This window comes from Enterobacter sp. RIT418 (assembly GCF_003057745.1).
In the GTDB taxonomy this organism is placed as follows: Bacteria; Pseudomonadota; Gammaproteobacteria; order Enterobacterales; family Enterobacteriaceae; genus Enterobacter.
The window spans coordinates 224834-250593 of sequence record NZ_QBJD02000004.1; the positions used below are offsets into that span (position 1 = coordinate 224834).

General features: G+C 56.9%; 22 protein-coding genes. 18 read left to right on the top strand and 4 right to left on the bottom strand.

What is annotated here, in order from left to right; all coding sequences use genetic code 11:
* The first annotated feature begins 32 nt into the window (after positions 1-32).
* Entirely contained in the window at positions 33-1865 is a 1833-nt protein-coding gene (locus DBY73_RS06430; RefSeq protein WP_112010354.1) for an SLC13 family permease, read from the top strand.
* Between the two features lie 41 nt (positions 1866-1906).
* Here DBY73_RS06430 and yfbR read toward each other — a convergent pair whose 3' ends face one another.
* Both yfbR and alaA read right to left on the bottom strand, forming a co-directional pair.
* Complete coding sequence (yfbR, locus tag DBY73_RS06435) at positions 1907-2506, bottom strand: 5'-deoxynucleotidase (RefSeq protein ID WP_112010355.1); 600 nt, start codon at positions 2504-2506, stop codon at positions 1907-1909.
* Positions 2507-2621: 115 nt separating this feature from the next.
* A complete protein-coding gene (gene alaA, locus DBY73_RS06440) occupies positions 2622-3836 on the bottom strand; it encodes an alanine transaminase AlaA (RefSeq protein WP_112010356.1) in 1215 nt (404 codons plus the stop codon).
* Between the two features lie 934 nt (positions 3837-4770).
* On the opposite strand from alaA, the gene lrhA reads away from it, so the two are divergent.
* The 14 genes from lrhA (at position 4771) to nuoN (ending at position 21283) form a co-directional block, all read left to right on the top strand.
* Complete coding sequence (lrhA, locus tag DBY73_RS06445; protein WP_112010357.1) at positions 4771-5709, top strand: transcriptional regulator LrhA; 939 nt, start codon at positions 4771-4773, stop codon at positions 5707-5709.
* Positions 5710-6340: 631 nt separating this feature from the next.
* Entirely contained in the window at positions 6341-6781 is a 441-nt protein-coding gene (nuoA, locus tag DBY73_RS06450; protein WP_112010358.1) for an NADH-quinone oxidoreductase subunit NuoA, read from the top strand.
* A 15-nt stretch (positions 6782-6796) separates the two neighbouring features.
* Positions 6797-7471 carry an NADH-quinone oxidoreductase subunit NuoB gene (gene nuoB / locus DBY73_RS06455; RefSeq protein ID WP_006176515.1) on the top strand — a complete coding sequence of 225 codons (675 nt, stop codon included), beginning with the start codon at positions 6797-6799 and terminating at the stop codon, positions 7469-7471.
* 89 nt (positions 7472-7560) lie between these two features.
* Positions 7561-9363: an NADH-quinone oxidoreductase subunit C/D gene (gene nuoC / locus DBY73_RS06460; protein ID WP_112010359.1), complete on the top strand. Its 1803-nt coding sequence runs from the start codon at positions 7561-7563 to the stop codon at positions 9361-9363.
* Between the two features lie 2 nt (positions 9364-9365).
* Entirely contained in the window at positions 9366-9866 is a 501-nt protein-coding gene (gene nuoE / locus DBY73_RS06465; protein WP_006176513.1) for an NADH-quinone oxidoreductase subunit NuoE, read from the top strand.
* Positions 9866-11203, top strand: a complete 1338-nt coding sequence (nuoF, locus tag DBY73_RS06470) for an NADH-quinone oxidoreductase subunit NuoF (RefSeq protein WP_006176512.1) — start codon at positions 9866-9868, stop codon at positions 11201-11203. Before nuoE ends, nuoF begins: the two co-directional genes overlap by 1 nt.
* Before the next feature lie 54 nt (positions 11204-11257).
* Entirely contained in the window at positions 11258-13981 is a 2724-nt protein-coding gene (gene nuoG / locus DBY73_RS06475; protein ID WP_146745751.1) for an NADH-quinone oxidoreductase subunit NuoG, read from the top strand.
* Positions 13978-14955 carry an NADH-quinone oxidoreductase subunit NuoH gene (gene nuoH / locus DBY73_RS06480; RefSeq protein WP_112010361.1) on the top strand — a complete coding sequence of 326 codons (978 nt, stop codon included), beginning with the start codon at positions 13978-13980 and terminating at the stop codon, positions 14953-14955. Before nuoG ends, nuoH begins: the two co-directional genes overlap by 4 nt.
* Before the next feature lie 13 nt (positions 14956-14968).
* A complete protein-coding gene (nuoI, locus tag DBY73_RS06485) occupies positions 14969-15511 on the top strand; it encodes an NADH-quinone oxidoreductase subunit NuoI (RefSeq protein WP_010433353.1) in 543 nt (180 codons plus the stop codon).
* 10 nt (positions 15512-15521) lie between these two features.
* On the top strand, positions 15522-16076 hold the full coding sequence (gene nuoJ, locus DBY73_RS06490) for an NADH-quinone oxidoreductase subunit J (protein WP_112010362.1): 555 nt from the start codon (positions 15522-15524) through the stop codon (positions 16074-16076).
* On the top strand, positions 16073-16375 hold the full coding sequence (gene nuoK / locus DBY73_RS06495) for an NADH-quinone oxidoreductase subunit NuoK (protein WP_006176506.1): 303 nt from the start codon (positions 16073-16075) through the stop codon (positions 16373-16375). Before nuoJ ends, nuoK begins: the two co-directional genes overlap by 4 nt.
* Positions 16372-18213, top strand: a complete 1842-nt coding sequence (nuoL, locus tag DBY73_RS06500) for an NADH-quinone oxidoreductase subunit L (RefSeq protein WP_112010363.1) — start codon at positions 16372-16374, stop codon at positions 18211-18213. The genes nuoK and nuoL overlap by 4 nt, the downstream gene beginning before the upstream one ends.
* A gap of 76 nt (positions 18214-18289) precedes the next feature.
* Positions 18290-19819 (top strand): NADH-quinone oxidoreductase subunit M, encoded by a 1530-nt coding sequence (nuoM, locus tag DBY73_RS06505; protein WP_112010364.1) that lies wholly within the window; start codon positions 18290-18292, stop codon positions 19817-19819.
* A 6-nt stretch (positions 19820-19825) separates the two neighbouring features.
* Positions 19826-21283: an NADH-quinone oxidoreductase subunit NuoN gene (gene nuoN / locus DBY73_RS06510; RefSeq protein WP_112010365.1), complete on the top strand. Its 1458-nt coding sequence runs from the start codon at positions 19826-19828 to the stop codon at positions 21281-21283.
* Positions 21284-21462: 179 nt separating this feature from the next.
* Here the strand turns inward: nuoN and DBY73_RS06515 are convergent, their stop codons facing one another.
* Both DBY73_RS06515 and rnz read right to left on the bottom strand, forming a co-directional pair.
* Positions 21463-22467 (bottom strand): chemotaxis protein, encoded by a 1005-nt coding sequence (locus DBY73_RS06515; protein ID WP_112010366.1) that lies wholly within the window; start codon positions 22465-22467, stop codon positions 21463-21465.
* A 64-nt stretch (positions 22468-22531) separates the two neighbouring features.
* Positions 22532-23449, bottom strand: a complete 918-nt coding sequence (rnz, locus tag DBY73_RS06520) for a ribonuclease Z (RefSeq protein ID WP_112010367.1) — start codon at positions 23447-23449, stop codon at positions 22532-22534.
* 71 nt (positions 23450-23520) lie between these two features.
* On the opposite strand from rnz, the gene DBY73_RS06525 reads away from it, so the two are divergent.
* The 3 genes from DBY73_RS06525 to menF all read left to right on the top strand — a co-directional run bounded on the left by DBY73_RS06525 (position 23521) and on the right by menF (position 25732).
* On the top strand, positions 23521-23982 hold the full coding sequence (locus tag DBY73_RS06525) for a GNAT family N-acetyltransferase (protein ID WP_112010368.1): 462 nt from the start codon (positions 23521-23523) through the stop codon (positions 23980-23982).
* A gap of 53 nt (positions 23983-24035) precedes the next feature.
* Positions 24036-24341 carry a stress response protein ElaB gene (gene elaB, locus DBY73_RS06530; protein ID WP_112010369.1) on the top strand — a complete coding sequence of 102 codons (306 nt, stop codon included), beginning with the start codon at positions 24036-24038 and terminating at the stop codon, positions 24339-24341.
* 95 nt (positions 24342-24436) lie between these two features.
* Entirely contained in the window at positions 24437-25732 is a 1296-nt protein-coding gene (gene menF / locus DBY73_RS06535; RefSeq protein WP_112010370.1) for an isochorismate synthase MenF, read from the top strand.
* Positions 25733-25760: the final 28 nt, after the last annotated feature.

Below are 25760 nucleotides of genomic sequence, written 5' to 3' on the forward strand. Positions count from 1 at the left end.
ATTTAATCTCTTCTCCCTGACAAGGATACGTTGTGAACGGTGAACTGATTTGGGTCCTCTGCCTGCTTTTTATCGCAATCATTCTTTTTGCCACGGGCAAGGTGCGCATGGATGCCGTCGCCCTGTTCGTGATCGTCGCCTTTGTGCTGAGCGGTACGCTTACCCTTTCAGAAGCCTTCTCCGGGTTTAGCGATCCGAACGTCATCCTGATTGCCGCCCTGTTTATTATCGGCGACGGCCTGGTCCGTACCGGCGTGGCGACCGTGATGGGCACCTGGCTGGTGAAGGTGGCGGGCAGCAGTGAAACCAAAATGCTGGTCTACCTGATGCTGACCGTGGCAGGGCTGGGGGCGTTTATGAGCTCGACCGGCGTCGTCGCCATCTTCATTCCAGTGGTGCTCAGCGTCTCCATGCGTATGCAGACCTCGCCGTCGCGCCTGATGATGCCGCTGAGCTTCGCCGGGCTTATCAGCGGCATGATGACGCTGGTCGCCACGCCGCCGAATCTCGTCGTCAACAGCGAGCTGATCCGCGAAGGCCTGGACGGCTTCAGCTTTTTCAGCGTCACGCCGCTCGGGCTGGTCATTCTGGTGTTGGGCATTTTCTACATGCTGCTGACCCGTTTTGCCCTGAAGGGGGAAAAGCAGGATAAAAACAAAGACGGCTGGAAGCGGCGCACGTTCCGCGATCTGATCAAAGAGTACCGCCTCACGGGCCGCGCGCGGCGGCTCGCTATTCGCCCGGGTTCACCGCTGATTGGCCAGCGGCTGGACGATCTCAAGCTGCGCGAGCGCTACGGGGCGAACGTCATTGGCGTGGAGCGCTGGCGGCGTTTTCGTCGGGTCATCGTCAACGTTAACGGGGTATCGGAATTTCGCGCGCGAGACGTTCTGCTGATCGATATGTCCACGGCGGACGTAGACCTGCGCGAGTTTTGCAGCGAACAGCTGCTCGAGCCGATGGTGCTGCGCGGCGAGTATTTTTCAGACCAGGCGCTGGACGTGGGCATGGCAGAAGTGTCGCTGATCCCAGAGTCGGAGCTGCTGGGAAAAACGGTGCGCGAAATCGGTTTTCGTACCCGCTATGGCCTGAACGTGGTCGGCCTGAAGCGCGATGGCGTGGCGATGGAAGGCGCGGTGGTGGACGAGCCCATCCTGCTGGGCGATATCTTCCTGGTGGTCGGCAACTGGAAGCTCATCAGCCTGCTGGGGCAGAAGGGGCGTGACTTTGTGGTGCTCAACATGCCGGTGGAGGAGAGCGACGCGTCTCCGGCCCACAGCCAGGCGCCGCATGCAATATTTTGTCTGGTGCTGATGGTGGCCCTGATGCTAACCGACGAAATCCCTAATCCCGTGGCGGCGATAATCGCCTGCCTGCTGATGGGGAAATTTCGCTGTATTGATGCGGAAAGTGCTTACAAGGCGATCCACTGGCCGAGCATCATTCTCATTGTCGGAATGATGCCTTTCGCGCTGGCGCTGCAGAAAACGGGCGGCGTAGATTTGATCGTGAAGGGGCTAATGGACATCGGCGGCGGTTACGGTCCCTATATGATGCTGGTTTGCCTGTTTGTTATGTGCGCCTCCATCGGGCTGTTTATCTCCAATACGGCGACGGCAGTGCTTATGGCGCCTATTGCGCTGGCGATGGCAAAATCGATGGGCGTTTCACCGTATCCGTTTGCGATGATGGTGGCGATGGCCGCCTCCGCGGCGTTTATGACGCCGGTCTCTTCACCGGTAAACACGCTGGTGCTGGGGCCGGGAAACTACACGTTTAGCGATTTTGTAAAGATTGGGGTGCCATTCACCGTGCTGGTCATGGTGGTGTGCGTGGTGTTGATTCCGATGCTATTCCCGTTCTGATTATATTGCCGGGCGGCGGATGCGCCTTACCCGGCATACGGTCAGAGGGGCGAATCCTGGCTGATCTCATCCAGCGATAAATGGAAGCTCGGCACAAACACCTGCATAAAGTAATCCATCTCATCGCTGCGGCGGGATTCCAGCGTTTTCTCCAGCCGCGTTTTGGCCAGTAAAAATTCGTTGTTCCCCGCGGACAGCTCTTCCAGACACTTCAGGTAAGCGCACAGCGCGTCCGCCTGCTTCACCAGCAACTTCTCCTCTTCCGTGTACTGATGTTCGTCAATGAGCGGCTCAAAAATATCGCGCAGCTCTTCCGGCACCATGTCAATTAGCTTCTGCTGGGCGATTTTTTCAATCGCCTTATATTCCTGGGCAATCTGCGAGTTGAAGTATTTAACCGGCGTGGGTAAATCACCGGTCAGCACTTCTGACGCATCGTGATACATCGCCAGAAGCGCAATGCGTTCGGCGTTGACCTGGCCGTTAAACTTGCGGTTTTTAATCGCCGCCAGCGCGTGGGCGACCATTGCCACCTGAAGGCTATGCTCAGACACGTTCTCCGTGCGCACGTTGCGCATGAGCGGCCAGCGGTTGATTAGCTTAAGGCGGGACAGGTGGGCGAAGAAATGACTCTGACTCATAGGTTACCTTTTGTCTTTACGGCGACAGGCTTCATTGTGCGGGGAGGGGAGGGAAGATGCAAATCGACGGAATGTGCAGGCCGGGTAAGCGCAGCGTTACCCGGCGAGATGACCGTTACTGATGATATCCGGAGAGGAACCGGCCGAAGCGGCTGATTGCCATTTCAAGATCGTCCTCGCGCGGTAGGGTCACGATGCGCACGTGATCCGGCCACGGCCAGTTAAACGCGGTGCCCTGCACCAGCAGCACTTTTTCCTGCAGCAGGAAGTCGAGCACCATTTTCTGGTCGTCGTGAATATTAAAGCGCTTCGCGTCGATTTTCGGGAACATATACAGCGCGCCGTTCGGCTTCACGCAGGAGACGCCCGGAATATTGTTGATCAGCTCCCACGCGCGGTTACGCTGTTCGTACAGGCGACCGCCTGGAACAATGAATTCACTGATGCTCTGGTAACCACCGAGCGCGGTCTGGATTGCATGTTGCGCCGGGACGTTGGCGCACAGGCGCATCGAGGCCAGCATCTCCAGCCCTTCAATGTAGCCTTTAGCGTGTTTTTTTGGTCCGTTCAGCACCATCCAGCCCTGGCGGAAACCGGCCACGCGATAGGTTTTAGACAGGCCGTTGAAGGTCACCGTCAGCAGGTCCGGAGCGAGCGCCGCGATCGAGTGGTGCTGCGCCGCGTCATACAGAATCTTGTCGTAAATTTCATCGGCGAAGATGATCAGGTTGTGCTGGCGGGCCAGCTCAACGATCTCCAGCAGCAGCTCTTTGGAATAGACCGCGCCGGTTGGGTTATTCGGGTTGATGATCACGATGCCGCGGGTGCGCGGCGTGATTTTGGCGCGAATGTCGTCAAGGTCGGGGAACCAGTCGGAGGATTCATCGCAAAGGTAGTGGACCGCTTTTCCGCTGGAAAGCGAGACGGCCGCCGTCCAGAGCGGATAGTCAGGCGCCGGGACCAGCATTTCGTCACCGCTGTTCAGCAGCGCCTGCATGGCCTGCACGATAAGCTCAGAGACGCCGTTACCAATATAGATATCTTCAACGGTCACGTCGCGCATGCCGCGCGCCTGATAATGCTGCATGATGGCTTTACGCGCGGAGTAAAGTCCTTTGGAGTCACAATAGCCTTGCGCGGTGGGCAGGTTACGGATCACGTCAACCAGGATCTCATCCGGCGCTTCAAAACCAAACGGCGCGGGGTTACCAATGTTGAGTTTCAGAACTTTATTACCTTCCTCTTCAAGGCGTTTCGCCTCTTTGAGAACGGGACCGCGGATGTCATAACAGACGTTATCAAGCTTGCTGGATTTTTCGATAGGGGACATGAACTTTTAACCTTTTCGCTATTATTGCCACTCCCTGCCGTGGAAGCTAGCATGGAACAATGTACTCCCACACCGCTGCGTTTTGAAGGGTAGGCAGAGGAAGATTTTGCGCAATAAGCGAAATGTTGTGCAATGTATTTCGCTGCGTTAGTTCGTTTTTTGTGTTTTAAAGTTGTATGTTTAAGGTGTTTTTTGGTTTTTTATGTTTAGAAATTTATTTTTTATTGGATATTCTGCTGTATAAAATAAAATGCTATCCCGGCGGGGCCGGTTGTTACGTCCGGTGATGATTCGTAAAACATGAATGTTCGCCCGCCCAGGACATTAATTGTGCTACAGATATAAACGTTACTCATGTGAAATTAATGTTAAGTGTTATTAATGAATAGTCCTAATCTAAATTAAAGTTTATTTATTATTAACGTGGGAGATGCAACTTTCGATATTTTTATTAAAATGAATTTGGCAGTAGCTTAGCGTCGTTAAATCCCGATAATGCATTAAGACTTATAAATAAAGTGGATTTGAGTTAAGATGCCATAAGGCAAAGTCGGCGTAAGAGTGAACGGTTTTGTATTTCTTACCCGCTTTTCTTAATTAAATGATTGTTATTGTTATGATTATCTTTGGCTGGATTGTGTGAACCGCATCCTGCTACGTTGACAGCGCTGCGACAAAGATGGCAGAAAACGAGTCTTGGCTTTAATGAGATTTACATAAACCTGCACACATCGAATAATTCTTAACGTCTACGAGAATAAAAATTACGTCATGAAACGTGTTTTCTGACGGATGATATAAAGCAGCACAATAACTATCTGTCAGGCAGTCTGCCGGGCCGGGATGCGATAAAATCTTCAGAAGGAATTGTTTACCTGCTACACACAGCTTCAACCCGGGCAGCTCCGAACGAGCAACCTGAAAGTGAAAAAATATGATAAATGCAAATCGTCCGATAATGAATCTCGACCTCGATCTGCTGAGAACGTTTGTTGCGGTCGCCGATCTCAATACTTTTGCAGCAGCAGCCGCTGCCGTTTGCCGTACCCAATCCGCCGTGAGTCAACAGATGCAGCGGTTGGAGCAGCTGGTCGGTAAAGAACTGTTTGCGCGCCATGGCCGCAATAAGCTCCTGACCGAGCACGGTATTCAGCTTCTGGGTTATGCCAGAAAAATACTGCGTTTTAATGATGAAGCATGTATGTCATTAATGTTTAGCAATCTTCAGGGAGTGCTAACGTTAGGGGCATCTGATGAGTCAGCAGACACCATATTGCCTTTTCTTCTCAATCGCGTGAGTTCGGTTTATCCGAAACTCGCGCTGGACGTTAGCGTTAAGCGAAACGCCTTTATGATTGAGATGCTGAAAGAGAATGAAGTGGATCTGGTCGTGACCACGCATCGTCCTGGGCAATTTGATTGCCTGACGCTGCGCACATCTCCGACGCACTGGTATTGCGCCGCGGAGTATGTGTTGCAAAAAGGCGAGCCGATTCCGCTGGTGCTGCTGGACGATCCCAGCCCGTTCCGCGATATGGTGCTTACGGCGCTCAATAAGGCCAATATTCCCTGGCGTCTCGCCTATGTGGCGTCGACCTTACCCGCCGTGCGTGCTGCCGTTAAGGCGGGGCTGGGGGTGACGGCGCGTCCTGTGGAGATGATGAGCCCGGATCTGCGCGTATTGGGTAAAAGCGATGGTCTCCCCGCGCTGCCGGACACGGAGTATCTGCTTTGCCACAATGCTGCCAGCAATAACGATCTGGCAAAAGTCGTGTTCGAGGCCATGGAAAACTATCATAATCCATGGCAGTACGAGCAGATTACCTCCGAAGGAGGGGATGACTCTCTGATCGTTGAGGGGGATTTTGAGTGATTGATTGCTCAAAATTCTCGTAACAAAATGTAAGTGCAAAAAAGAGCCACTCACGTGTAATTCTCGTGAAGTGGTTTTTTTTTGCCATAAATAACCCCTTTACGAAAAAGGGATTATAAAATAACCTCGTATTATCAACGTAGTAAATGATTTTGGCTGTTTGTTGTACGCATTTGGTTCTAACTTCCTTCACAACCCCCTTATGTTAAAAAAGCGGGATATATGTTGCCGTTTTTTTGAGTGAATTAACAAAAGCGTGTCTCAGATCAAGAAAATACTCCTATTTAGGGGGAGGAATCGTTGGCAAATCCTGTCAAAATAGGAGGGTTATTTTTTTTACTTCCAAAACGGACACGATTCAACACCATGCATTTGACGTAAAGTCATGTACCCACCAGGGTTAAAGGGCATGAATTGTTAACGAGAATCGAACGATGTAATTTAATGTGAAGAAACCTTTGTTAAAGTTGACAAAAGGTTATAGAAAGGAGTAAAAAACCCCATCATTTTGCTGTCTATGTCTCATTTCTGACAGTTAGTGTAAGGTTTTTTTGTTCCTCCCCATGAATCGATGTGATGCCTATCTGCCAGCAAGAGCAGTGTCGTCGGTATCACTTTTGATGAGTAAGCAATGAGTATGTCAACATCCACAGAAGTCATCGCTCATCACTGGGCATTCGCAATCTTTCTTATTGTAGCCATTGGCCTGTGCTGCCTGATGTTAGTCGGCGGCTGGTTCCTGGGCGGTCGCGCCCGCGCAAGGCACAAAAACACACCTTTCGAATCAGGTATTGATTCCGTAGGTACCGCTCGCTTACGCCTGTCTGCCAAGTTTTATTTGGTAGCCATGTTCTTCGTCATCTTCGACGTGGAAGCGCTTTACCTTTTCGCATGGTCCACGTCCATTCGCGAAAGTGGTTGGGTGGGGTTTGTCGAGGCCGCAATTTTCATTTTAGTGCTACTGGCCGGTCTGGTTTACCTGGTGCGTATTGGCGCACTTGACTGGACGCCCGCGCGTTCACGTCGTGAACACATCAACCCGGAAAACAGTAACTCTAATCGTCAGCAGTAACAGCGAGGCAATAAGATGGATTATACGCTCACCCGCATAGATCCTAACGGTGAGAATGACCGTTACCCCCTGCAAAAACAGGAGATCGTAACTGACCCCCTGGAGCAAGAAGTCAACAAAAGCGTGTACATGGGCAAGCTCGAGCATGCCATGCACGATATGGTCAACTGGGGTCGTAAGAACTCCATCTGGCCTTACAACTTTGGCCTTTCTTGCTGCTACGTTGAAATGGTGACGTCATTCACTGCGGTGCATGACGTTGCGCGTTTTGGGGCCGAGGTACTGCGTGCGTCTCCGCGTCAGGCTGACCTGATGGTTGTGGCCGGTACGTGCTTTACCAAAATGGCGCCGGTCATTCAGCGTCTCTATGACCAGATGCTTGAGCCAAAATGGGTTATCTCCATGGGCGCCTGTGCAAACTCTGGCGGTATGTACGACATTTACTCTGTTGTTCAGGGCGTGGATAAGTTTATCCCGGTAGATGTTTACATCCCAGGCTGCCCGCCGCGCCCAGAAGCGTACATGCAGGCGCTGATGCTGCTGCAAGAGTCTATTGGCAAAGAACGTCGTCCGCTCTCCTGGGTGGTAGGCGATCAGGGTGTATACCGTGCCAATATGCCGTCTGAGCGCGAGCGTAAACGCGGAGAACGTATTGCAGTCACCAACCTGCGTACGCCTGACGAAATTTAATTTGCGCCTGTGGGCCTGGAGAATACCTTCGCATATCACTACTCAAATAGCGCGAAGCCAGGCTTAACAGTCACCACGGACCATTTGCAATGGTGAACAATATGACCGACTTAACCGCGCAAGAAGCCGCCTGGCAAACACGGGATCATCTCGATGACCCAGTTATTGGCGAACTGCGCAACCGTTTTGGGCCGGATGCCTTTACCGTTCAGGCTACCCGCACCGGGGTACCCGTTGTTTGGGTCAAGCGTGAACAATTACTGGAAGTGGTCGATTTCCTCAAGAAATTGCCAAAACCTTACGTCATGCTGTTTGACTTACACGGCATGGATGAACGTCTTCGCACGCACCGCCAGGGTCTCCCTGCTGCGGATTTTTCCGTTTTCTACCACCTGATCTCAATAGACCGCAACACGGATATTATGCTCAAGGTGGCATTGTCTGAAAACGACATGCATCTGCCGACGATCACCAAACTTTTCCCGAACGCCAACTGGTACGAGCGTGAAACCTGGGAAATGTTTGGCATGACCTTCGACGGCCACCCGCACCTGACGCGCATCATGATGCCGCAGACCTGGACCGGCCACCCGCTGCGTAAAGACTACCCGGCACGCGCCACCGAATTTGACCCGTTTGAGCTGACCAAAGCCAAGCAGGATCTGGAGATGGAAGCGCTGACCTTCAAGCCGGAAGACTGGGGCATGAAGCGCGGCACCGAAAACGAGGATTTCATGTTCCTCAACCTCGGTCCAAACCACCCGTCTGCGCACGGTGCGTTCCGTATTATTCTCCAGCTTGATGGCGAAGAGATTGTCGATTGCGTTCCTGACATCGGCTACCACCACCGTGGTGCTGAGAAGATGGGCGAGCGCCAGTCCTGGCACAGCTACATTCCGTATACCGACCGTATTGAGTACCTCGGCGGCTGCGTCAACGAGATGCCGTACGTGCTGGCCGTTGAGAAGCTCGCGGGTATCGTAACGCCGGACCGCGTTAACGTGATCCGCGTTATGCTTTCTGAGCTGTTCCGTATCAACAGCCACCTGCTGTATATCTCCACGTTCATTCAGGACGTCGGCGCGATGACGCCGGTCTTCTTCGCCTTCACCGATCGTCAGAAAATCTACGATCTGGTGGAAGCGATCACCGGCTTCCGTATGCACCCGGCCTGGTTCCGCATCGGCGGCGTCGCGCACGATCTGCCGCGCGGCTGGGATCGCCTGCTTCGCGAGTTCCTGGAGTGGATGCCGAAGCGTCTGGATTCTTACGAGAAAGCCGCGCTGCGTAACACCATCCTCAAAGGCCGTTCTCAGGGCGTCGCGGCGTATAACGCGAAAGAAGCGCTGGAGTGGGGCACCACGGGGGCAGGGTTACGCGCGACGGGTATTGATTTCGACGTGCGTAAGGCCCGTCCTTATTCTGGCTATGAGAACTTCGACTTTGAAGTCCCGGTTGGCGGCGGCGTTTCTGACTGCTACACCCGCGTGATGCTGAAAGTGGAAGAGCTGCGCCAGAGCCTGCGCATTCTCCAGCAGTGCCTCGATAACATGCCGGAAGGCCCGTTCAAGGCGGATCACCCGCTGACCACGCCGCCGCCGAAAGAGCGCACGCTGCAACATATCGAAACCCTGATCACCCACTTCCTGCAGGTTTCCTGGGGCCCGGTCATGCCGGCGCAAGAATCCTTCCAGATGGTTGAAGCGACCAAGGGTATCAACAGCTACTACCTGACCAGTGACGGCAGCACCATGAGCTATCGTACGCGTATTCGTACGCCGAGCTATGCGCACCTGCAGCAGATCCCGGCGGCCATTCGCGGCAGCCTGGTTTCTGACCTGATTGTGTATCTGGGCAGTATCGATTTTGTTATGTCAGACGTGGACCGCTAATTATGCACGAGAATCAACAACCACAAACCGAGGCTTTTGAGCTGAGTGAAGCAGAGCGTGCCGCCATTGAGCACGAGATGCACCACTACGAAGACCCGCGTGCGGCGTCCATTGAAGCGCTGAAAATCGTTCAGAAACAGCGTGGTTGGGTGCCGGATGGTGCGATCTACGAGATCGCGAAAGTGCTGGGTATTCCGGCAAGCGACGTGGAAGGCGTGGCAACGTTCTACAGCCAGATCTTCCGCCAGCCGGTCGGCCGTCACGTGATCCGCTACTGCGACAGCGTGGTTTGCCACATCACCGGCTACCAGGGCATTCAGGCTGCGATTGAGAAGAAGCTCAATATCAAGCCGGGCCAGACGACGTTCGACGGGCGCTTTACCCTGCTGCCAACCTGCTGCCTGGGTAACTGCGACAAGGGGCCGACCATGATGATTGATGAGGACACTCACAGCCATCTGACGCCGGAAGCGATTCCTGACCTGCTGGAGCAGTATAAATAATGAAAAATATTATTCTGACTCCTGAAACCCATCCGCTGACCTGGCGTCTTCGCGACGACAAGCAGCCGGTGTGGCTTGAAGAGTATCAGGCGAAAAATGGCTATGCCGGCGCGCGTAAAGCGCTGGGCGGCATGGCACCGGACGAGATCGTCAACGCCGTTAAAGACGCTGGCCTGAAAGGGCGCGGCGGCGCGGGCTTCTCCACCGGCCTGAAGTGGAGCCTGATGCCAAAAGACGAATCCATGAACATCCGTTACCTGCTGTGTAACGCTGATGAAATGGAGCCGGGCACCTATAAAGACCGCCTGCTGATGGAGCAACTGCCGCACCTGCTGGTGGAAGGCATGCTGATCTCCGCGTTCGCGCTAAAAGCCTACCGTGGCTACATCTTCCTGCGCGGCGAGTACATCGAAGCGGCGGAAAACCTGCGCCGCGCGATTGCGGAAGCCACCGAAGCGGGCCTGCTGGGCAAAAACATTCTGGGCACCGGTTTTGATTTCGAACTGTTCGTGCACACCGGCGCCGGGCGTTACATCTGTGGTGAAGAAACCGCGCTGATTAACTCCCTGGAAGGCCGCCGCGCGAACCCGCGCTCCAAGCCGCCGTTCCCGGCAAGCTCCGGCGTATGGGGTAAACCGACCTGCGTTAACAACGTCGAAACCCTGTGCAACGTTCCGGCGATCCTCGCTAACGGCGTGGAGTGGTATCAGGGCATCTCCTCAAGCAAAGATGCCGGTACCAAGCTGATGGGCTTCTCCGGCCGCGTGAAGAATCCTGGCGTCTGGGAACTGCCGTTCGGTACGACCGCGCGCGAAATTCTGGAAGACTATGCGGGCGGCATGCGCGATGGCCTGAAGTTCAAAGCCTGGCAGCCGGGCGGGGCAGGGACAGACTTCCTGACCGAAGCCCACCTCGATCTGCCGATGGAATTTGAAAGCATCGGCAAAGCGGGCAGCCGTTTGGGTACCGCGCTGGCGATGGCCGTCGACCACGAGATCGGCATGGTTCCGCTGGTGCGTAACCTGGAAGAGTTCTTTGCCCGCGAATCCTGCGGCTGGTGTACGCCGTGCCGCGACGGTCTGCCGTGGAGCGTGAAGATCCTGCGCGCGCTTGAACGTGGCGAAGGCCAGCCTGGCGATATCGAAACGCTTGAGCAGCTGTGTCGATTCCTGGGGCCAGGCAAAACCTTCTGTGCCCACGCACCGGGCGCCGTTGAGCCGCTGCAGAGCGCGATTAAATATTTCCGCGAAGAATTTGAAGCAGGCATCAAGCAGCCGTTCAGCAATACCCATGCCATCAATGGGATTCAGCCGAACCTGCTGAAAGCGCGCTGGTAAAACAGAATTTTGATTAACGCTCGAATTTAATTCGAGCCAACTGGAAGCATGCTAATGGCTACGATTCATGTAGACGGCAAAGAATATGAGGTCAACGGGGCGGACAACCTGCTAGAAGCTTGTCTGTCGCTCGGCCTTGATATTCCGTATTTTTGCTGGCATCCGGCGCTGGGCAGCGTCGGTGCTTGCCGCCAGTGTGCGGTGAAGCAATATCAGAACGCGGAAGACACGCGTGGTCGCCTGGTGATGTCCTGTATGACGCCAGCCACCGAAGGCACTTTTATTTCGATTGATGACGAAGAAGCCAAACAGTTCCGTGAAAGCGTGGTGGAGTGGTTGATGACCAACCACCCGCACGACTGTCCGGTGTGTGAGGAGGGCGGCAACTGCCACCTTCAGGATATGACCGTCATGACCGGTCACAGCTTCCGTCGCTATCGCTTTACCAAGCGTACCCACCGTAACCAGGACCTGGGGCCGTTCATCTCTCACGAAATGAACCGCTGCATCGCCTGCTACCGCTGCGTGCGTTACTACAAAGATTACGCAGACGGTCAGGATCTGGGCGTGTATGGCGCGCACGACAACGTCTACTTCGGTCGTCCTGAAGACGGCGTGCTGGAAAGCGAATTCTCCGGTAACCTGGTAGAAATCTGCCCGACCGGCGTATTCACGGATAAAACGCACTCCGAGCGCTACAACCGTAAGTGGGACATGCAGTTTGCGCCAAGCATCTGCCAGCAGTGTTCCCTCGGCTGTAACACCAGCCCGGGCGAGCGTTACGGCGAACTGCGCCGTATCGAAAACCGCTACAACGGAACCGTTAACCACTACTTCCTCTGCGACCGCGGTCGTTTCGGCTATGGCTATGTGAACCTGAAAGACCGTCCGCGTCAGCCGGTTCAGCGCCGCGGCGATGACGTGATCACGCTGAACGCCGAGCAGGCGATGCAGGGCGCGGCGGATATTCTGCGCCAGTCGAAGAAAGTCATCGGCATCGGCTCCCCGCGCGCCAGCATCGAAAGCAACTTCGCGCTGCGCGAGCTGGTGGGAGCGGAAAACTTCTACACCGGTATCGCCCAGGGCGAGCAGGAACGTCTGCAGCTGGTGCTGAAAGTGCTGCGTGAAGGCGGTATTCATACCCCTGCGCTGCGCGAAATTGAATCTTACGATGCGGTCCTGGTGCTGGGTGAAGACCTGACCCAGACCGGCGCTCGCGCCGCTCTGGCGGTTCGTCAGGCGGTGAAAGGCAAGGCGCGTGAAATGGCAGCGGCACAGAAAGTGGCCGACTGGCAGATTGCGGCAATCCTGAACATCGGCCAGCGCGCCAAGCATCCTCTTTTTGTGACCAACGTCGACAACACCCGTCTGGACGACATCGCTGCGTGGACCTACTGCGCGCCGGTTGAAGACCAGGCGCGTCTCGGCTTTGCCATTGCACACGCGCTGGACAACAACTCTCCTGCCGTTGAGCTGGATCGCGACCTGCAAAACAAGGTCGATGTGATTGTTCAGGCCCTGGCTGGCGCGAAAAAACCGCTGATTATTTCCGGCACCAACGCCGGCAGCGCGGAGATCGTTCAGGCCGCTGCAAACGTTGCTAAAGCCCTCAAAGGCCGCGGCGCGGACGTGGGGATCACCATGATCGCCCGCGCGGTGAACAGCATCGGTCTGGGCATGATCGGCGGCGGCTCGCTGGAAGAAGCGTTAAGCGAACTGGAATCCGGTTCTGCTGACGCCGTTGTGGTGCTGGAAAACGATCTGCATCGCCATGCTTCTGCCGCGCGCGTTGACGCCGCGCTCTCCAAAGCGCCGCTGGTGATGGTTATCGACCATCAGCGCACCGCGATCATGGACAAAGCGCACCTGGTGCTCTCTGCGGCAAGCTTCGCCGAAAGCGACGGTACGGTGATCAACAACGAAGGCCGCGCGCAGCGCTTCTTCCAGGTCTATGATCCATCTTACTACGACAGCAACACCGTGATGCTGGAAAGCTGGCGCTGGCTCCACTCACTGCACAGCACCGTGCAGAGCCGTGAGGTGGACTGGACGCAGCTGGACCACGTTATCGACGCGGTGGTGCAAAAACTGCCTCAGCTTGCTGGCATCAAAGACGCGGCACCTGACGCAAGCTTCCGCATTCGCGGTCAGAAGCTGGCGCGTGAGCCGCACCGCTACAGCGGTCGCACCGCGATGCGCGCCAACATCAGCGTGCATGAGCCTCGTCAGCCGCAGGACAAAGACACCATGTTTGCCTTCTCCATGGAAGGGAACAACCAGCCGTCTGCGCCGCGCTCTCAGGTTCCGTTCGCATGGGCACCGGGCTGGAACTCCCCGCAGGCATGGAACAAGTTCCAGGCTGAAGTGGGCGGTTCTCTGCGCCACGGCGACCCGGGCGTGCGCCTGATTGAAGCCACCGAAACCGGTCTGGACTTCTTCACCAGCGTACCGGCGGGCTTTGAGGCTCAGGAAGGCAGCTGGCGCATTGCGCCGTACTATCATCTGTTCGGTAGCGACGAGCTGTCCCAGCGCTCACCGGTCTTCCAGACCCGTATGCCGCAGCCGTACATCAAGCTTAACCCGGCGGATGCCGCAAAGCTTGGCGTCAACGCGGGCGCGAACATTGCCTTTAGCTACGACGGCCAGACGATCAGCCTGCCGCTGATCATCTCTGAAAGCCTGACGGCAGGGCAGGTGGGTCTGCCGATGGGCATGCCTGGCATCGCGCCGGTACTGGCGGGTGCGCGTCTTGATAACCTGCAGGAGGCAAAAGCATGAGTTGGTTAACGCCGGATCTTATCGACATCCTGCTGAGCATTCTGAAAGCAGTCGTTATCTTGCTGGTGGTGGTCACCTGCGGCGCGTTCATGAGCTTTGGTGAACGTCGTCTGCTCGGCCTGTTCCAGAACCGTTACGGGCCGAACCGCGTGGGCTGGGGTGGTTCACTCCAGCTGGTGGCGGACATGATCAAGATGTTCTTTAAAGAGGACTGGATCCCGCGCTTCTCGGACCGCGTGATCTTTACTCTGGCACCGATGATCGCCTTCACCTCGCTGCTGCTGGCGTTTGCCATCGTTCCCGTCAGCCCGACCTGGGTTGTGGCTGACCTGAACATCGGCATTCTGTTCTTCCTGATGATGGCAGGCCTCGCGGTTTACGCGGTGCTGTTCGCAGGCTGGTCCAGTAACAACAAATACTCGCTGCTGGGTGCGATGCGTGCTTCCGCGCAGACGCTGAGCTACGAAGTGTTCCTGGGGCTCTCCCTGATGGGCGTGGTGGCGCAGGCCGGTTCATTCAACATGACCGACATCGTCAATAACCAGGCCGACATCTGGAACGTGATTCCACAGTTCTTTGGCTTTATTACCTTTGCTATCGCGGGCGTGGCGGTGTGTCACCGTCACCCGTTTGACCAGCCAGAAGCCGAGCAGGAACTGGCCGACGGTTATCACATTGAATATTCCGGCATGAAGTTCGGTCTGTTCTTCGTGGGCGAATACATCGGTATCGTCACCATTTCCGCGTTGATGGTAACGCTGTTCTTTGGTGGCTGGCATGGCCCGTTCTTACCGCCGTTCATCTGGTTCGCGCTGAAAACCGCGTTCTTCATGATGATGTTCATTTTGATTCGTGCGTCGTTACCGCGTCCTCGTTATGACCAGGTAATGTCCTTCGGCTGGAAAATTTGCCTGCCGCTGACGCTCGTCAACTTGCTGGTAACGGCGGCTGTCATTCTCTGGCAGCAGCCATAAGGGGCTATAGACCATGACCTTAAAAGAATTACTGGTAGGCTTCGGCACCCAGGTACGCAGTATCTGGATGATCGGCCTGCACGCGTTTGCCAAACGCGAAACCCAGATGTATCCGGAAGAGCCGGTATATCTGCCGCCGCGCTACCGTGGCCGTATCGTGCTGACGCGCGATCCGGACGGTTCGGAGCGCTGCGTTGCCTGTAACCTGTGTGCGGTAGCGTGCCCGGTTGGCTGTATCTCCCTGCAGAAAGCAGAGACGGTAGACGGCCGCTGGTACCCTGAGTTCTTCCGCATCAACTTCTCACGCTGCATCTTCTGCGGCCTGTGCGAAGAAGCGTGCCCAACCACGGCGATTCAGCTGACTCCAGACTTCGAGCTGGGTGAGTACAAGCGTCAGGACCTGGTGTACGAGAAAGAGGATCTGCTGATTTCCGGTCCGGGCAAATACCCGGAATATAACTTCTACCGGATGGCGGGTATGGCAATCGACGGCAAAGATAAGGGCGAAGCAGAGAACGAAGCTAAGCCTATCGACGTCAAGAGCCTGTTACCGTAAGGAGAGGGCAATGGAATTCGCTTTTTATATCTGTGGCCTTATCGCCATCCTGGCTACGCTGCGAGTGATTACGCACACCAACCCGGTGCATGCGCTGCTCTATTTAATCATTTCGCTGCTGGCCATTTCGGGCGTGTTCTTCGCGCTCGGCGCGCACTTCGCCGGTGCGCTGGAAATCATCGTCTACGCCGGTGCCATCATGGTGCTGTTCGTCTTCGTGGTCATGATGCTGAACCTGGGCGGCTCTGAAATTGAGCAGGAACGCCGGTGGTTAAAACCGCAGGTGTGGATTGGCCCGGCGATTCTGTCGGCCATCATGCTGGTGGTGATTGTGTACGCCATTCTGGGCGTGAACGATCAGGGCATCGACGGTACGCCGATCGGCGCCAAGACGGTAGGTATTGCCCTGTTCGGCCCGTACGTTCTGGCGGTTGAACTGGCGTCAATGCTGCTGCTGGCGGGTCTGGTTGTGGCCTTCCACGTTGGCCGCGAAGAGCGTGCTGGCGAGGTGCTGAGCAACCGCACTGACGACCGCGCGAAAAGAAAAACGGAGGAGCGCGCATGATCCCCTTAACACATGGACTGATCCTCGCTGCGATTTTGTTCGTCCTGGGCTTAACCGGTCTGGTTATCCGCCGCAATCTACTGTTTATGCTGATCGGTCTGGAAATCATGATTAACGCCTCCGCGCTGGCCTTCGTGGTCGCCGGGAGCTACTGGGGCCAGGCCGACGGTCAGGTGATGTACATTCTCGCCATCAGCCTCGCGGCTGCGGAAGCGAGTATTGGCCTGGCGCTGTTGCTGCAGCTCCATCGTCGCCGCCAGAACCTGAACATCGATTCAGTAAGTGAGTTGCGTGGATGAACATGCTTGCCTTAACCATTATTTTTCCGCTGATTGGCTTCGTGCTGCTGGCGTTTTCTCGCGGCCGCTGGTCCGAGAATCTGTCTGCAACCGTCGGCATCGGCTCTATCGGCCTGTCTGCGCTGGTCACGGCGTATGCGGGTATCGACTTCTTTAACAATGGACGTCAGGCCTTCAGCGTGCCGCTGTGGACCTGGATGTCGGTCGGTGATTTCAACATCGGTTTTAACCTGGTGCTGGATGGTCTTTCCCTGACCATGCTCTCCGTGGTGACCGGCGTTGGCTTCCTGATCCACATGTTCGCCTCCTGGTACATGCGCGGTGAAGAGGGTTACTCCCGCTTCTTCGCCTACACCAACCTGTTTATCGCCAGCATGGTGGTTCTGGTGCTGGCCGATAACCTGCTGCTGATGTATCTCGGCTGGGAAGGCGTGGGTCTCTGCTCTTACCTGCTGATCGGCTTCTACTATACCGATCCGAAGAATGGCGCAGCGGCTATGAAAGCGTTCGTCGTGACCCGCGTGGGTGACGTCTTCCTCGCCTTCGCGCTGTTCATTCTCTACAACGAACTGGGCACGCTGAACTTCCGCGAAATGGTGGAACTGGCACCGGCGCACTTCGCTGCAGGCAACGACATGCTGTGGTGGGCAACGCTGATGCTGCTGGGCGGCGCCGTGGGTAAATCCGCGCAGCTTCCTCTGCAAACGTGGCTGGCTGACGCGATGGCGGGTCCAACCCCTGTCTCCGCGCTGATCCACGCCGCGACCATGGTTACCGCCGGTGTTTACCTGATTGCGCGTACCCACGGCCTGTTCCTGATGACGCCGGAAATTCTGCATCTGGTGGGTATCGTCGGTGCGGTCACGCTGGTGCTGGCAGGCTTTGCCGCGCTGGTGCAAACCGACATCAAACGCGTGCTTGCGTACTCCACCATGAGCCAGATTGGCTATATGTTCCTGGCGCTGGGCGTACAGGCGTGGGATGCGGCCATTTTCCATCTGATGACGCACGCGTTCTTTAAAGCGCTGCTGTTCCTGTCATCCGGTTCGGTGATCCTGGCCTGCCACCACGAGCAGAACATCTTCAAGATGGGCGGACTGCGCAAGTCCATCCCGCTGGTTTACGCTTGCTTCCTGGTGGGCGGCGCGGCGCTGGCGGCACTGCCGCTGATCACCGCGGGCTTCTTCAGTAAGGACGAAATCCTTGCGGGCGCCATGGCAAATGGTCATATCAATCTGATGGTTGCGGGTCTGGTCGGTGCGTTCATGACCTCTCTGTATACCTTCCGTATGATTTTCATCGTCTTCCACGGTAAAGAACAAATTCACGCTCACGCAGGGAAGGGGATTACCCATCACCTGCCGCTGATTGTGCTGCTGGTACTCTCCACCTTCGTTGGCGCGATGATCGTGCCACCGCTGCAGGGCGTACTGCCGGCCACCACCGAGCTTGAGCACGGTCGCGTACTGACGCTTGAAATCACCTCCGGCGTGGTCGCTATCGCGGGCATCCTGATTGCAGCGTGGCTGTGGCTGGGCAAACGCACGCTGGTGACCGCCGTTGCCAACAGCGCGCCGGGCCGCCTGCTGGGCACCTGGTGGTACAACGCGTGGGGCTTCGACTGGCTGTACGACATGATCTTCGTTAAGCCGTTCCTGGGCATTGCGTGGCTGCTGAAGCGCGACCCGCTGAACAGCCTGATGAACATCCCGGCGATCCTCTCCCGCTTTGCAGGTAAAGGCCTGCTGTACAGCGAGAACGGCTACCTGCGCTGGTATGTGGCGTCCATGAGCATCGGTGCGGTTGTCGTGCTGGCGCTGCTGATGGTGTTGCGTTGATCGTTAAGTGAATTTTATTCGAATTCGTTGAAAATCAGGCCCCTGCTGGGGGCCTTAAAAAGGAATGTAAATCGCCATGTTACTACCCTGGCTAATATTAATTCCCTTCATCGGCGGCTTCCTGTGCTGGCAGACTGAACGCTTTGGCGTGAAGATGCCGCGCTGGATCGCGCTGATCACCATGGGATTGACGCTCGCGCTTGGCCTGCAACTGTGGTTGCAGGGTGGCTATTCTCTGACGCAGTCTGCGGGCATTCCGCAGTGGCAGTCTGAGTTCATCCTGCCGTGGATCCCGCGCTTCGGCATTACGATCCACCTGGCTATCGACGGTCTGTCGCTGCTGATGGTGGTGCTGACCGGCCTGCTCGGCGTTCTGGCGGTACTGTGCTCCTGGCGAGAAATCGAAAAATACCAGGGCTTCTTCCACCTGAACCTGATGTGGATCCTGGGCGGCGTGATCGGCGTGTTCCTGGCCATCGACATGTTCCTGTTCTTCTTCTTCTGGGAGATGATGCTGGTGCCGATGTACTTCCTGATCGCGCTGTGGGGCCACAAGGCGTCCGACGGTAAAACGCGCATCACGGCGGCAACCAAGTTCTTCATCTACACCCAGGCGAGCGGTCTGGTGATGCTGATTGCGATTCTGGCGCTGGTGTTCGTGCACCATAACGCCACCGGCGTCTGGACCTTCAACTATGAAGAGCTGCTGAACACCCCGATGTCGCACGGCGTAGAATATCTGCTGATGCTGGGCTTCTTCATCGCCTTTGCGGTGAAAATGCCGGTGGTTCCTCTGCACGGCTGGCTGCCGGATGCGCACTCTCAGGCGCCAACGGCGGGTTCCGTTGACCTCGCGGGTATCTTGCTGAAAACCGCGGCCTACGGTCTGCTGCGCTTCGCGCTGCCGCTGTTCCCGAATGCCTCCGCTGAGTTCGCGCCGATTGCCATGTGGCTGGGCGTGATCGGTATCTTCTACGGTGCCTGGATGGCCTTCACGCAGTACGACATCAAGCGTCTGATTGCTTACACTTCCGTTTCCCACATGGGCTTCGTGCTGATTGCTATCTACACCGGCAGCCAGCTGGCGTACCAGGGCGCGGTGATTCAGATGATTGCGCACGGCCTGTCCGCTGCCGGCCTCTTCATCCTGTGCGGCCAGCTGTACGAGCGTCTGCACACGCGTGATATGCGCATGATGGGCGGCCTGTGGGGCAAGATGAAATGGCTGCCAGCGCTCTCCATGTTCTTCGCGGTGGCGACCCTGGGTATGCCGGGCACCGGTAACTTCGTCGGCGAATTTATGATCCTGTTCGGCAGCTTCAAGGTGGTTCCGATGATTACCGTCATCTCCACCTTTGGCCTGGTATTCGCCTCTGTGTACTCGCTGGCGATGCTGCATCGCGCCTACTTCGGTAAAGCGAAGAGCGAAATTGCTGCACAAGAACTGCCGGGGATGTCGCTGCGCGAGCTGTTCATCATCCTGCTGCTGGTCGTACTGCTGGTGCTGCTGGGCTTCTATCCGCAGCCGATTCTGGATACCTCGCATTCCGCGATGGGTAACATCCAGCAGTGGTTTGTTAATTCTGCTTCTACTACAAGGCCGTAATTCGCCATGACAATAACTCCACAACAACTGATCGCGCTGCTACCGCTGCTGATCGTCGGATTGACGGTGGTGGTTGTGATGCTCTCCATTGCGTGGCGACGCAATCACTTCCTGAATGCGACCCTGTCCGTTTTGGGTCTGAACGCTGCGCTGGTGTCCCTCTGGTTTGTTGGCCAGGCGGGCGCGATGGACGTCACCCCGCTGATGCGCGTTGACGGCTATGCCATGCTGTATACCGGTCTGGTTCTGCTGGCGAGCCTGGCAACCTGCACCTTTGCCTATCCGTGGCTCGAAGGCTACAACGACAACAAAGAAGAGTTTTACCTGCTGGTTCTGATTGCCGCGCTGGGCGGCATTCTGCTGGCGAATGCGAACCATCTGGCCGCGCTGTTCCTCGGCATTGAGCTTATCTCTCTGCCGCTGTTCGGCCTGATTGGCTACGCCTTCCGCCAGAAGCGCTCTCTGGAAGCGGCCATTAAGTACACCATTCTGTCCGCCGCCGCGTCGTCGTTCCTGCTGTTCGGTATCGCGCTGCTGTACGCGCAGACGGGTAACCTTTCATTCATGGCCATTGGCAAGAGCCTGGGCGACGGCATGCTGCACGAGCCGCTGCTGCTGGCCGGTTTGGGCATGATGATTGTTGGCCTCGGCTTCAAGCTCTCTCTGGTGCCGTTCCACCTGTGGACGCCAGACGTATACCAGGGCGCACCTGCGCCGGTTTCTACCTTCCTGGCGACGGCGAGTAAAATCGCCATCTTCGGCGTGGTGATGCGTCTGTTCCTGTACGCGCCGGTGGGCGATAGCGAAGCGGTTCGCGTGGTGCTGGGCATCATCGCATTCGTCTCCATCATCTTCGGTAACCTGATGGCGCTGAGCCAGACCAACATCAAGCGTCTGCTGGGCTACTCGTCGATCTCCCATCTCGGCTACCTGCTGGTGGCGCTGATTGCGCTGCAGAGCGGTGAGATGTCGATGGAGGCCGTAGGCGTCTATCTGGCCGGTTATCTGTTCAGCAGCCTCGGCGCGTTCGGCGTGGTGAGCCTGATGTCCAGCCCATACCGTGGCCCGGATGCTGACTCGCTATTCTCCTACCGCGGCCTGTTCTGGCACCGTCCGATCCTGTCTGCGGTGATGACGGTGATGATGCTCTCTCTGGCGGGTATCCCAATGACGCTGGGCTTCATCGGTAAGTTCTACGTGCTGGCCGTCGGTGTGCAGGCTGGCCTGTGGTGGCTGACCGCCGGTGTGGTTATCGGTTCCGCGATTGGTCTGTACTACTACCTGCGCGTTGCCGTTAGCCTCTACCTGAGCGCGCCTCAGCAGCTCAACCGCGATGCGCCGTCCAACTGGCAGTACAGTGCGGGCGGTATCGTGGTGCTGATCTCCGCGCTGCTGGTGCTGATCTTCGGTATCTATCCGCAGCCGCTGATTGATATCGTTCAGCGCGCGATGCCATTAATGTAAAAACAAAAACCCGCCTCGGCGGGTTTTTTTATGGTTTTCTCCCTCTCCCCGTGGGAGAGGGCCGGGGTGAGGGCATCAGCCCGCACTGAACGAAAAACCCGCCGAGGCGGGTTTTTTTTATGGTTTTCTCCCTCTCCCCGTGGGAGAGGGCCGGGGTGAGGGCATCAGCCCGCACAATCCTAAGCCAGCTGCTTACGACTGATCAGCGGCCCGTCAATCTTCTTCATCGAGCGATCCAGCACCTCTCCAATCACCGACGACAGCTCGTTCAGCTCAAACTTCGCCACGTAGCCGTCGGCCTTCACCTTGCGAATATGGTCTTCGTTGGCGTTGCCCGAAAGCGAAGAGTGGATCACCACCGGAATATCCTTCAGCACCGGGTCAGACTTAATCTTGCGCGTCAGCGTAAAACCGTCCATCTCCGGCATTTCGAGATCGGTCAGCACCAGCGCGATTTTGTCGGTAATCGGCACGCCTTCCGCCTGCGCCTGTGCGGCCAGAACGCCAATCTTTTCCCACGCGTCTTTGCCGGTAATGTGCAGCTGCGCCGGAATGGACATCGCCTCCAGGCCTTTCTCCAGCATTGAGCGCGCGACTTTGGAATCCTCCGCCACGATGGCGACAGCGCCCGGCTTGATGCTGAATTTAGTCGTTTGCAGATTCGTGGCGTGCAGATCGTGGTTCGCCGGGGTGATGTCATACAGGATCTGCTCAACGTCCAGCACCATCGCCAGATCGTTGGTATCGGTCTTTTCGTCCAGACAGGCGATGCTGGTGATGTAACGTCCGCTGACCGCCGTTTCAGCCGCGTGAACCTGCTTCCAGTCGAGACGCATAATGTTCTCAACGGACTCCACGGCGAACGCCTGCACGCTGCGCGCATATTCGGTGATCAGCAGAATGTTCAGGCCGGTTGTCGGCTTGCAGCCCGCGACCGCCGCCAGGTCAATCACCGGGATCACCTGATCGCGTATGTTCACCATGCCCATCAGCGGAGACTTCATGCCCGCAGGCTTCGTGAACTCCGGCATCGGCACGATCTCGCGCAGCTTAAACACGTTAATGCCGAACAGCTCGGATTTGTTTTCGTTCAACGAGGTGCCGAGACGGAACAGCAACAGCTCAAAACGGTTGGACAGGGTTAGATTCGCCCTGTCATCAATATCTTTCTGGAAATTATCCATTCTACCCTCAAGTGAAATGCTGCCCTTTTAATCGTTATCGGCATTCCGGGGGAAAAATGAAGGGCTAAACGCTGACCTGGGTAAAATCGTCAGCCAGCATGCAGTTGTCGAACACCGCCCGGCACTCCGCCAGCAGGCTTTCACCGCCCCGCGCGTCGTAGCGCGAGCTCACGTGAGTCACGATTAATTTTCCCACGCCCGCGTCGCGCGCCAGCTGGGCGGCCTGACGGGTTGAGCTGTGTCCGCGGCCGTTGGCCTTCTCCTCCATTGCCGCTTCGAGCGTGGCTTCATGCACCGCTACGTCCACGCCCTGCGCAAGCAGAAGGGCCGAAGGGCAGGGGGCGGTATCGCCAAAAATAGCCAGCTTTTTACCCGCCTGCGGTGGGGAAAGGTAGTCCCGCCCGTTGACGACGCGCCCGTCCTCCAGCGTCACGGTCTCGCCCTGCTTGAGGCGCTGGAACAGCGGCCCCGGCCTGACGCCGTCGGCGATAAGCGCAGCGGCGTCGAGCGCGCCGGGTCGGTCATGCTCTTCGATACGGTAGCCGTAGCACTCAACGGGATGATTGAGCCGTCGGGCGGTCACCCGGTAGCACTCGTCCTCAAAAACCAGGCCTTCGCCAATCTCCACCACCTCGAGCGGGTAGTCGGTCCACGAGCCGCTAAGGCGCAGCGTGGTTTCGACAAATTCAGCGATGCCCGTGGGGCCGTAGATCGTTAGCGGATGCGCAATCCCCGCCATCGAGCGGCTGCACAGCAGGCCCGGCAGGCCGAACAGGTGATCGCCGTGCAGATGGGTAATAAAAATGTTATCCAGCTTGCCGGGATGCCAGGCGGTACGCAGCAGCTGGTGCTGCGTGCCCTCGCCGCAGTCGAATAGCCACAGCCCCGCCCGCGTCGGATGCTGTAAATCCAGCAGGATGGCGGTCACGTTGCGCGAGCGGGTTGGCACGCCGGCGGACGTCCCCAGAAAAATCAGTTCCATAATGCAATCAGCCCTTTGCCGAATGGGAAGGTGTTTAGTATAACGTGGTGAACCCCAGGAAGGAGACCGACATGATCGAGTGGCAAAATTTACACCATAGCGAGCTGACCGTACCGTCCCTTTACGCGCTCCTCAAGCTGCGCTGCGAAGTGTTTGTTGTTGAACAAACCTGCCCGTATCAGGACATCGACGGTGACGATTTGGTCGGTGAGAACCGCCATATCCTCGGCTGGAAAGAGGGCGAGCTGGTGGCGTATGCGAGGATTCTGAAAAGCGACAGCGACGTCGAGCCCGTGGTCATCGGCCGCGTGATTATCAGCGGTAGAGCGCGCGGTGAAAAGCTGGGCTATCAGCTGATGGAGAAAACGCTGGCAGCCTGTGAAAAAGAGTGGCCGGACAAGGCGTTATACCTCGGCGCGCAGGCCCATCTGCAGGCGTTCTATGCCCACTTTGGGTTTAGCCCGGTGACGGACGTTTACGACGAAGACGGTATTCCACACGTGGGGATGGCGCGGGAAGCGAAGCAGGCGTAATCCGCTGTCGTTGTCTATAGTTAGCGAACTGGTAAACAATCATGGAGAAAAATATGTCATTTCAATCATGGGATACCCGCATCGATGACGACCTGGCGCTGCTAAGCGAAACGCTGGAAGAGGTACTGCGTTCCTCCGGCGATCCTGCCGACCAAAAATATATTGAGCTGAAAGCGCGCGCCGAAAATGCGCTGCACGAGGTGAAAAACCGCGTCAGCCACGCGTCTGATAATTACTACTATCGCGCCAAAAAAGCGGTTTATCGCGCCGATGACTACGTGCATGAAAAACCGTGGCAGGGCATTGGCGCCGGTGCGGCCGTGGGCCTGGTGCTTGGGTTACTGCTGGCCCGCCGCTAGGCGATGGCGTAACGGTAACCACTCCCTATACGTGGGTACTGCTTTTTATTGTCAGTACCCCGTATAATGTGACGTTTTAACAGGGAGAGGTTCGCGTGCTTTCGATGTCCATCGCGCTGGAACGGTTGCGCACCCAGCTTGCGCAAGCGTTGCCCGCTTTACCCGGTTTGCATCATGTCGATGTCTCTTTCCCGTTAAACGACGCCTTCGACCCGCTGGCCTGGCTCGGCTCACAGGCCTGCTACCCGCAGTTTTACTGGCAGCAGCGCAATGGCGATGAAGAACTTGCCGGGCTTGGCGCCGTCGCGCACTTCAGCTCGCTGGCCGACGCCTCCCGCTTTTTGCACTCCCACGACGCGCCCGACAGCACCCGCATCTGCGGGCTTAACGCGTTCAGCCCTGAGCAGGGCAACCTCTTTCTGCCGCGCCTGCTATGGCAGCGCACGGCTGGCGTCGCTACCCTTCGCCTGCAGCTGTGGAGCGAAACCTCTCTCAAGGAAGACGCGCAAAGCGCGCTGGCATTTCTGGCGCAGCTTGGCGAGGCAAAACCCGTTCGTCCCCTGTCGGTTCAGGTGCAGCGCGAAACGCATCTTCCGCAGCGCGCCGAATGGCTGGACCTGATACGCCGCGCCTCGGACGCGATTGCCCAGGGCAATTTTGAAAAGGTCGTGCTGGCCCGCGCTACCGACCTTTACTTTAATCAGCCGGTGAATGCCGCTTCGCTGATGGCGGCCAGCCGCGCGCTGAACCTCAACTGCTATCATTTCTGCATGATGTTTGACGCCGAAAATGCGTTCCTGGGCTCAACCCCGGAACGCCTGTGGCGCAGGCGCGGCATGCTGCTGCGCACCGAAGCCCTGGCGGGCACGGTTGCCAGCCACAGCGACGATAGCCAGGCCCAGCGCCTCGGCGAGTGGCTGATGAACGATGATAAAAACCAGCGGGAAAACATGCTGGTGGTCGAGGATATCTGCCAGCGCCTGCAGCATCACGCCCGGACGCTGGAGGTGCTCCCCGCGCAGGTCGTGCGCCTGCGCAAGGTGCAGCATTTACGCCGCTGCATCTGGACCGAGCTTAAGCAGCCCGACGACGAGCTGTGCCTGAATTTGCTGCAGCCGACCGCAGCGGTCGCGGGCCTGCCGCGTCAGCCCGCGCGCGAATTTATCCAGCGTAACGAACCGTTCGATCGGGAGTGGTACGCCGGATCTGCCGGGTACCTGTCGCGCGAACAAAGCGAGTTCTGCGTGGCCCTGCGCTCGGCGCGCGTGCGCGACGCGGCGCTGCGCCTGTATGCGGGAGCGGGGATCGTGAGAGGTTCTGACCCCGAGCAGGAGTGGCAGGAGATTGAAAACAAAGCCGCCGGCTTGCGCTCTTTGCTCCTTAGGGATTAATACTGAATCGCGCATTCCCGATTCATAT

What these genes read in the sequence shown, in the direction of transcription:
- nuoA (WP_112010358.1), top strand. Translation starts at nt 6,341, where the DNA reads ATGAGTATGTCAACATCCACAGAAGTCATCGCTCATCACTGGGCATTC.
- nuoF (WP_006176512.1), top strand. Translation starts at nt 9,866, where the DNA reads ATGAAAAATATTATTCTGACTCCTGAAACCCATCCGCTGACCTGGCGT.
- elaB (WP_112010369.1), top strand. Translation starts at nt 24,036, where the DNA reads ATGTCATTTCAATCATGGGATACCCGCATCGATGACGACCTGGCGCTG.
- nuoM (WP_112010364.1), top strand. Translation starts at nt 18,290, where the DNA reads ATGTTACTACCCTGGCTAATATTAATTCCCTTCATCGGCGGCTTCCTG.
- alaA (WP_112010356.1), bottom strand. Translation starts at nt 3,836, where the DNA reads ATGTCCCCTATCGAAAAATCCAGCAAGCTTGATAACGTCTGTTATGAC.
- DBY73_RS06515 (WP_112010366.1), bottom strand. Translation starts at nt 22,467, where the DNA reads ATGGATAATTTCCAGAAAGATATTGATGACAGGGCGAATCTAACCCTG.
- nuoB (WP_006176515.1), top strand. Translation starts at nt 6,797, where the DNA reads ATGGATTATACGCTCACCCGCATAGATCCTAACGGTGAGAATGACCGT.
- lrhA (WP_112010357.1), top strand. Translation starts at nt 4,771, where the DNA reads ATGATAAATGCAAATCGTCCGATAATGAATCTCGACCTCGATCTGCTG.
- nuoN (WP_112010365.1), top strand. Translation starts at nt 19,826, where the DNA reads ATGACAATAACTCCACAACAACTGATCGCGCTGCTACCGCTGCTGATC.
- nuoG (WP_146745751.1), top strand. Translation starts at nt 11,258, where the DNA reads ATGGCTACGATTCATGTAGACGGCAAAGAATATGAGGTCAACGGGGCG.
- nuoC (WP_112010359.1), top strand. Translation starts at nt 7,561, where the DNA reads ATGGTGAACAATATGACCGACTTAACCGCGCAAGAAGCCGCCTGGCAA.
- nuoL (WP_112010363.1), top strand. Translation starts at nt 16,372, where the DNA reads ATGAACATGCTTGCCTTAACCATTATTTTTCCGCTGATTGGCTTCGTG.
- nuoI (WP_010433353.1), top strand. Translation starts at nt 14,969, where the DNA reads ATGACCTTAAAAGAATTACTGGTAGGCTTCGGCACCCAGGTACGCAGT.
- nuoJ (WP_112010362.1), top strand. Translation starts at nt 15,522, where the DNA reads ATGGAATTCGCTTTTTATATCTGTGGCCTTATCGCCATCCTGGCTACG.
- nuoK (WP_006176506.1), top strand. Translation starts at nt 16,073, where the DNA reads ATGATCCCCTTAACACATGGACTGATCCTCGCTGCGATTTTGTTCGTC.
- nuoE (WP_006176513.1), top strand. Translation starts at nt 9,366, where the DNA reads ATGCACGAGAATCAACAACCACAAACCGAGGCTTTTGAGCTGAGTGAA.
- nuoH (WP_112010361.1), top strand. Translation starts at nt 13,978, where the DNA reads ATGAGTTGGTTAACGCCGGATCTTATCGACATCCTGCTGAGCATTCTG.
- rnz (WP_112010367.1), bottom strand. Translation starts at nt 23,449, where the DNA reads ATGGAACTGATTTTTCTGGGGACGTCCGCCGGCGTGCCAACCCGCTCG.
- yfbR (WP_112010355.1), bottom strand. Translation starts at nt 2,506, where the DNA reads ATGAGTCAGAGTCATTTCTTCGCCCACCTGTCCCGCCTTAAGCTAATC.
- DBY73_RS06525 (WP_112010368.1), top strand. Translation starts at nt 23,521, where the DNA reads ATGATCGAGTGGCAAAATTTACACCATAGCGAGCTGACCGTACCGTCC.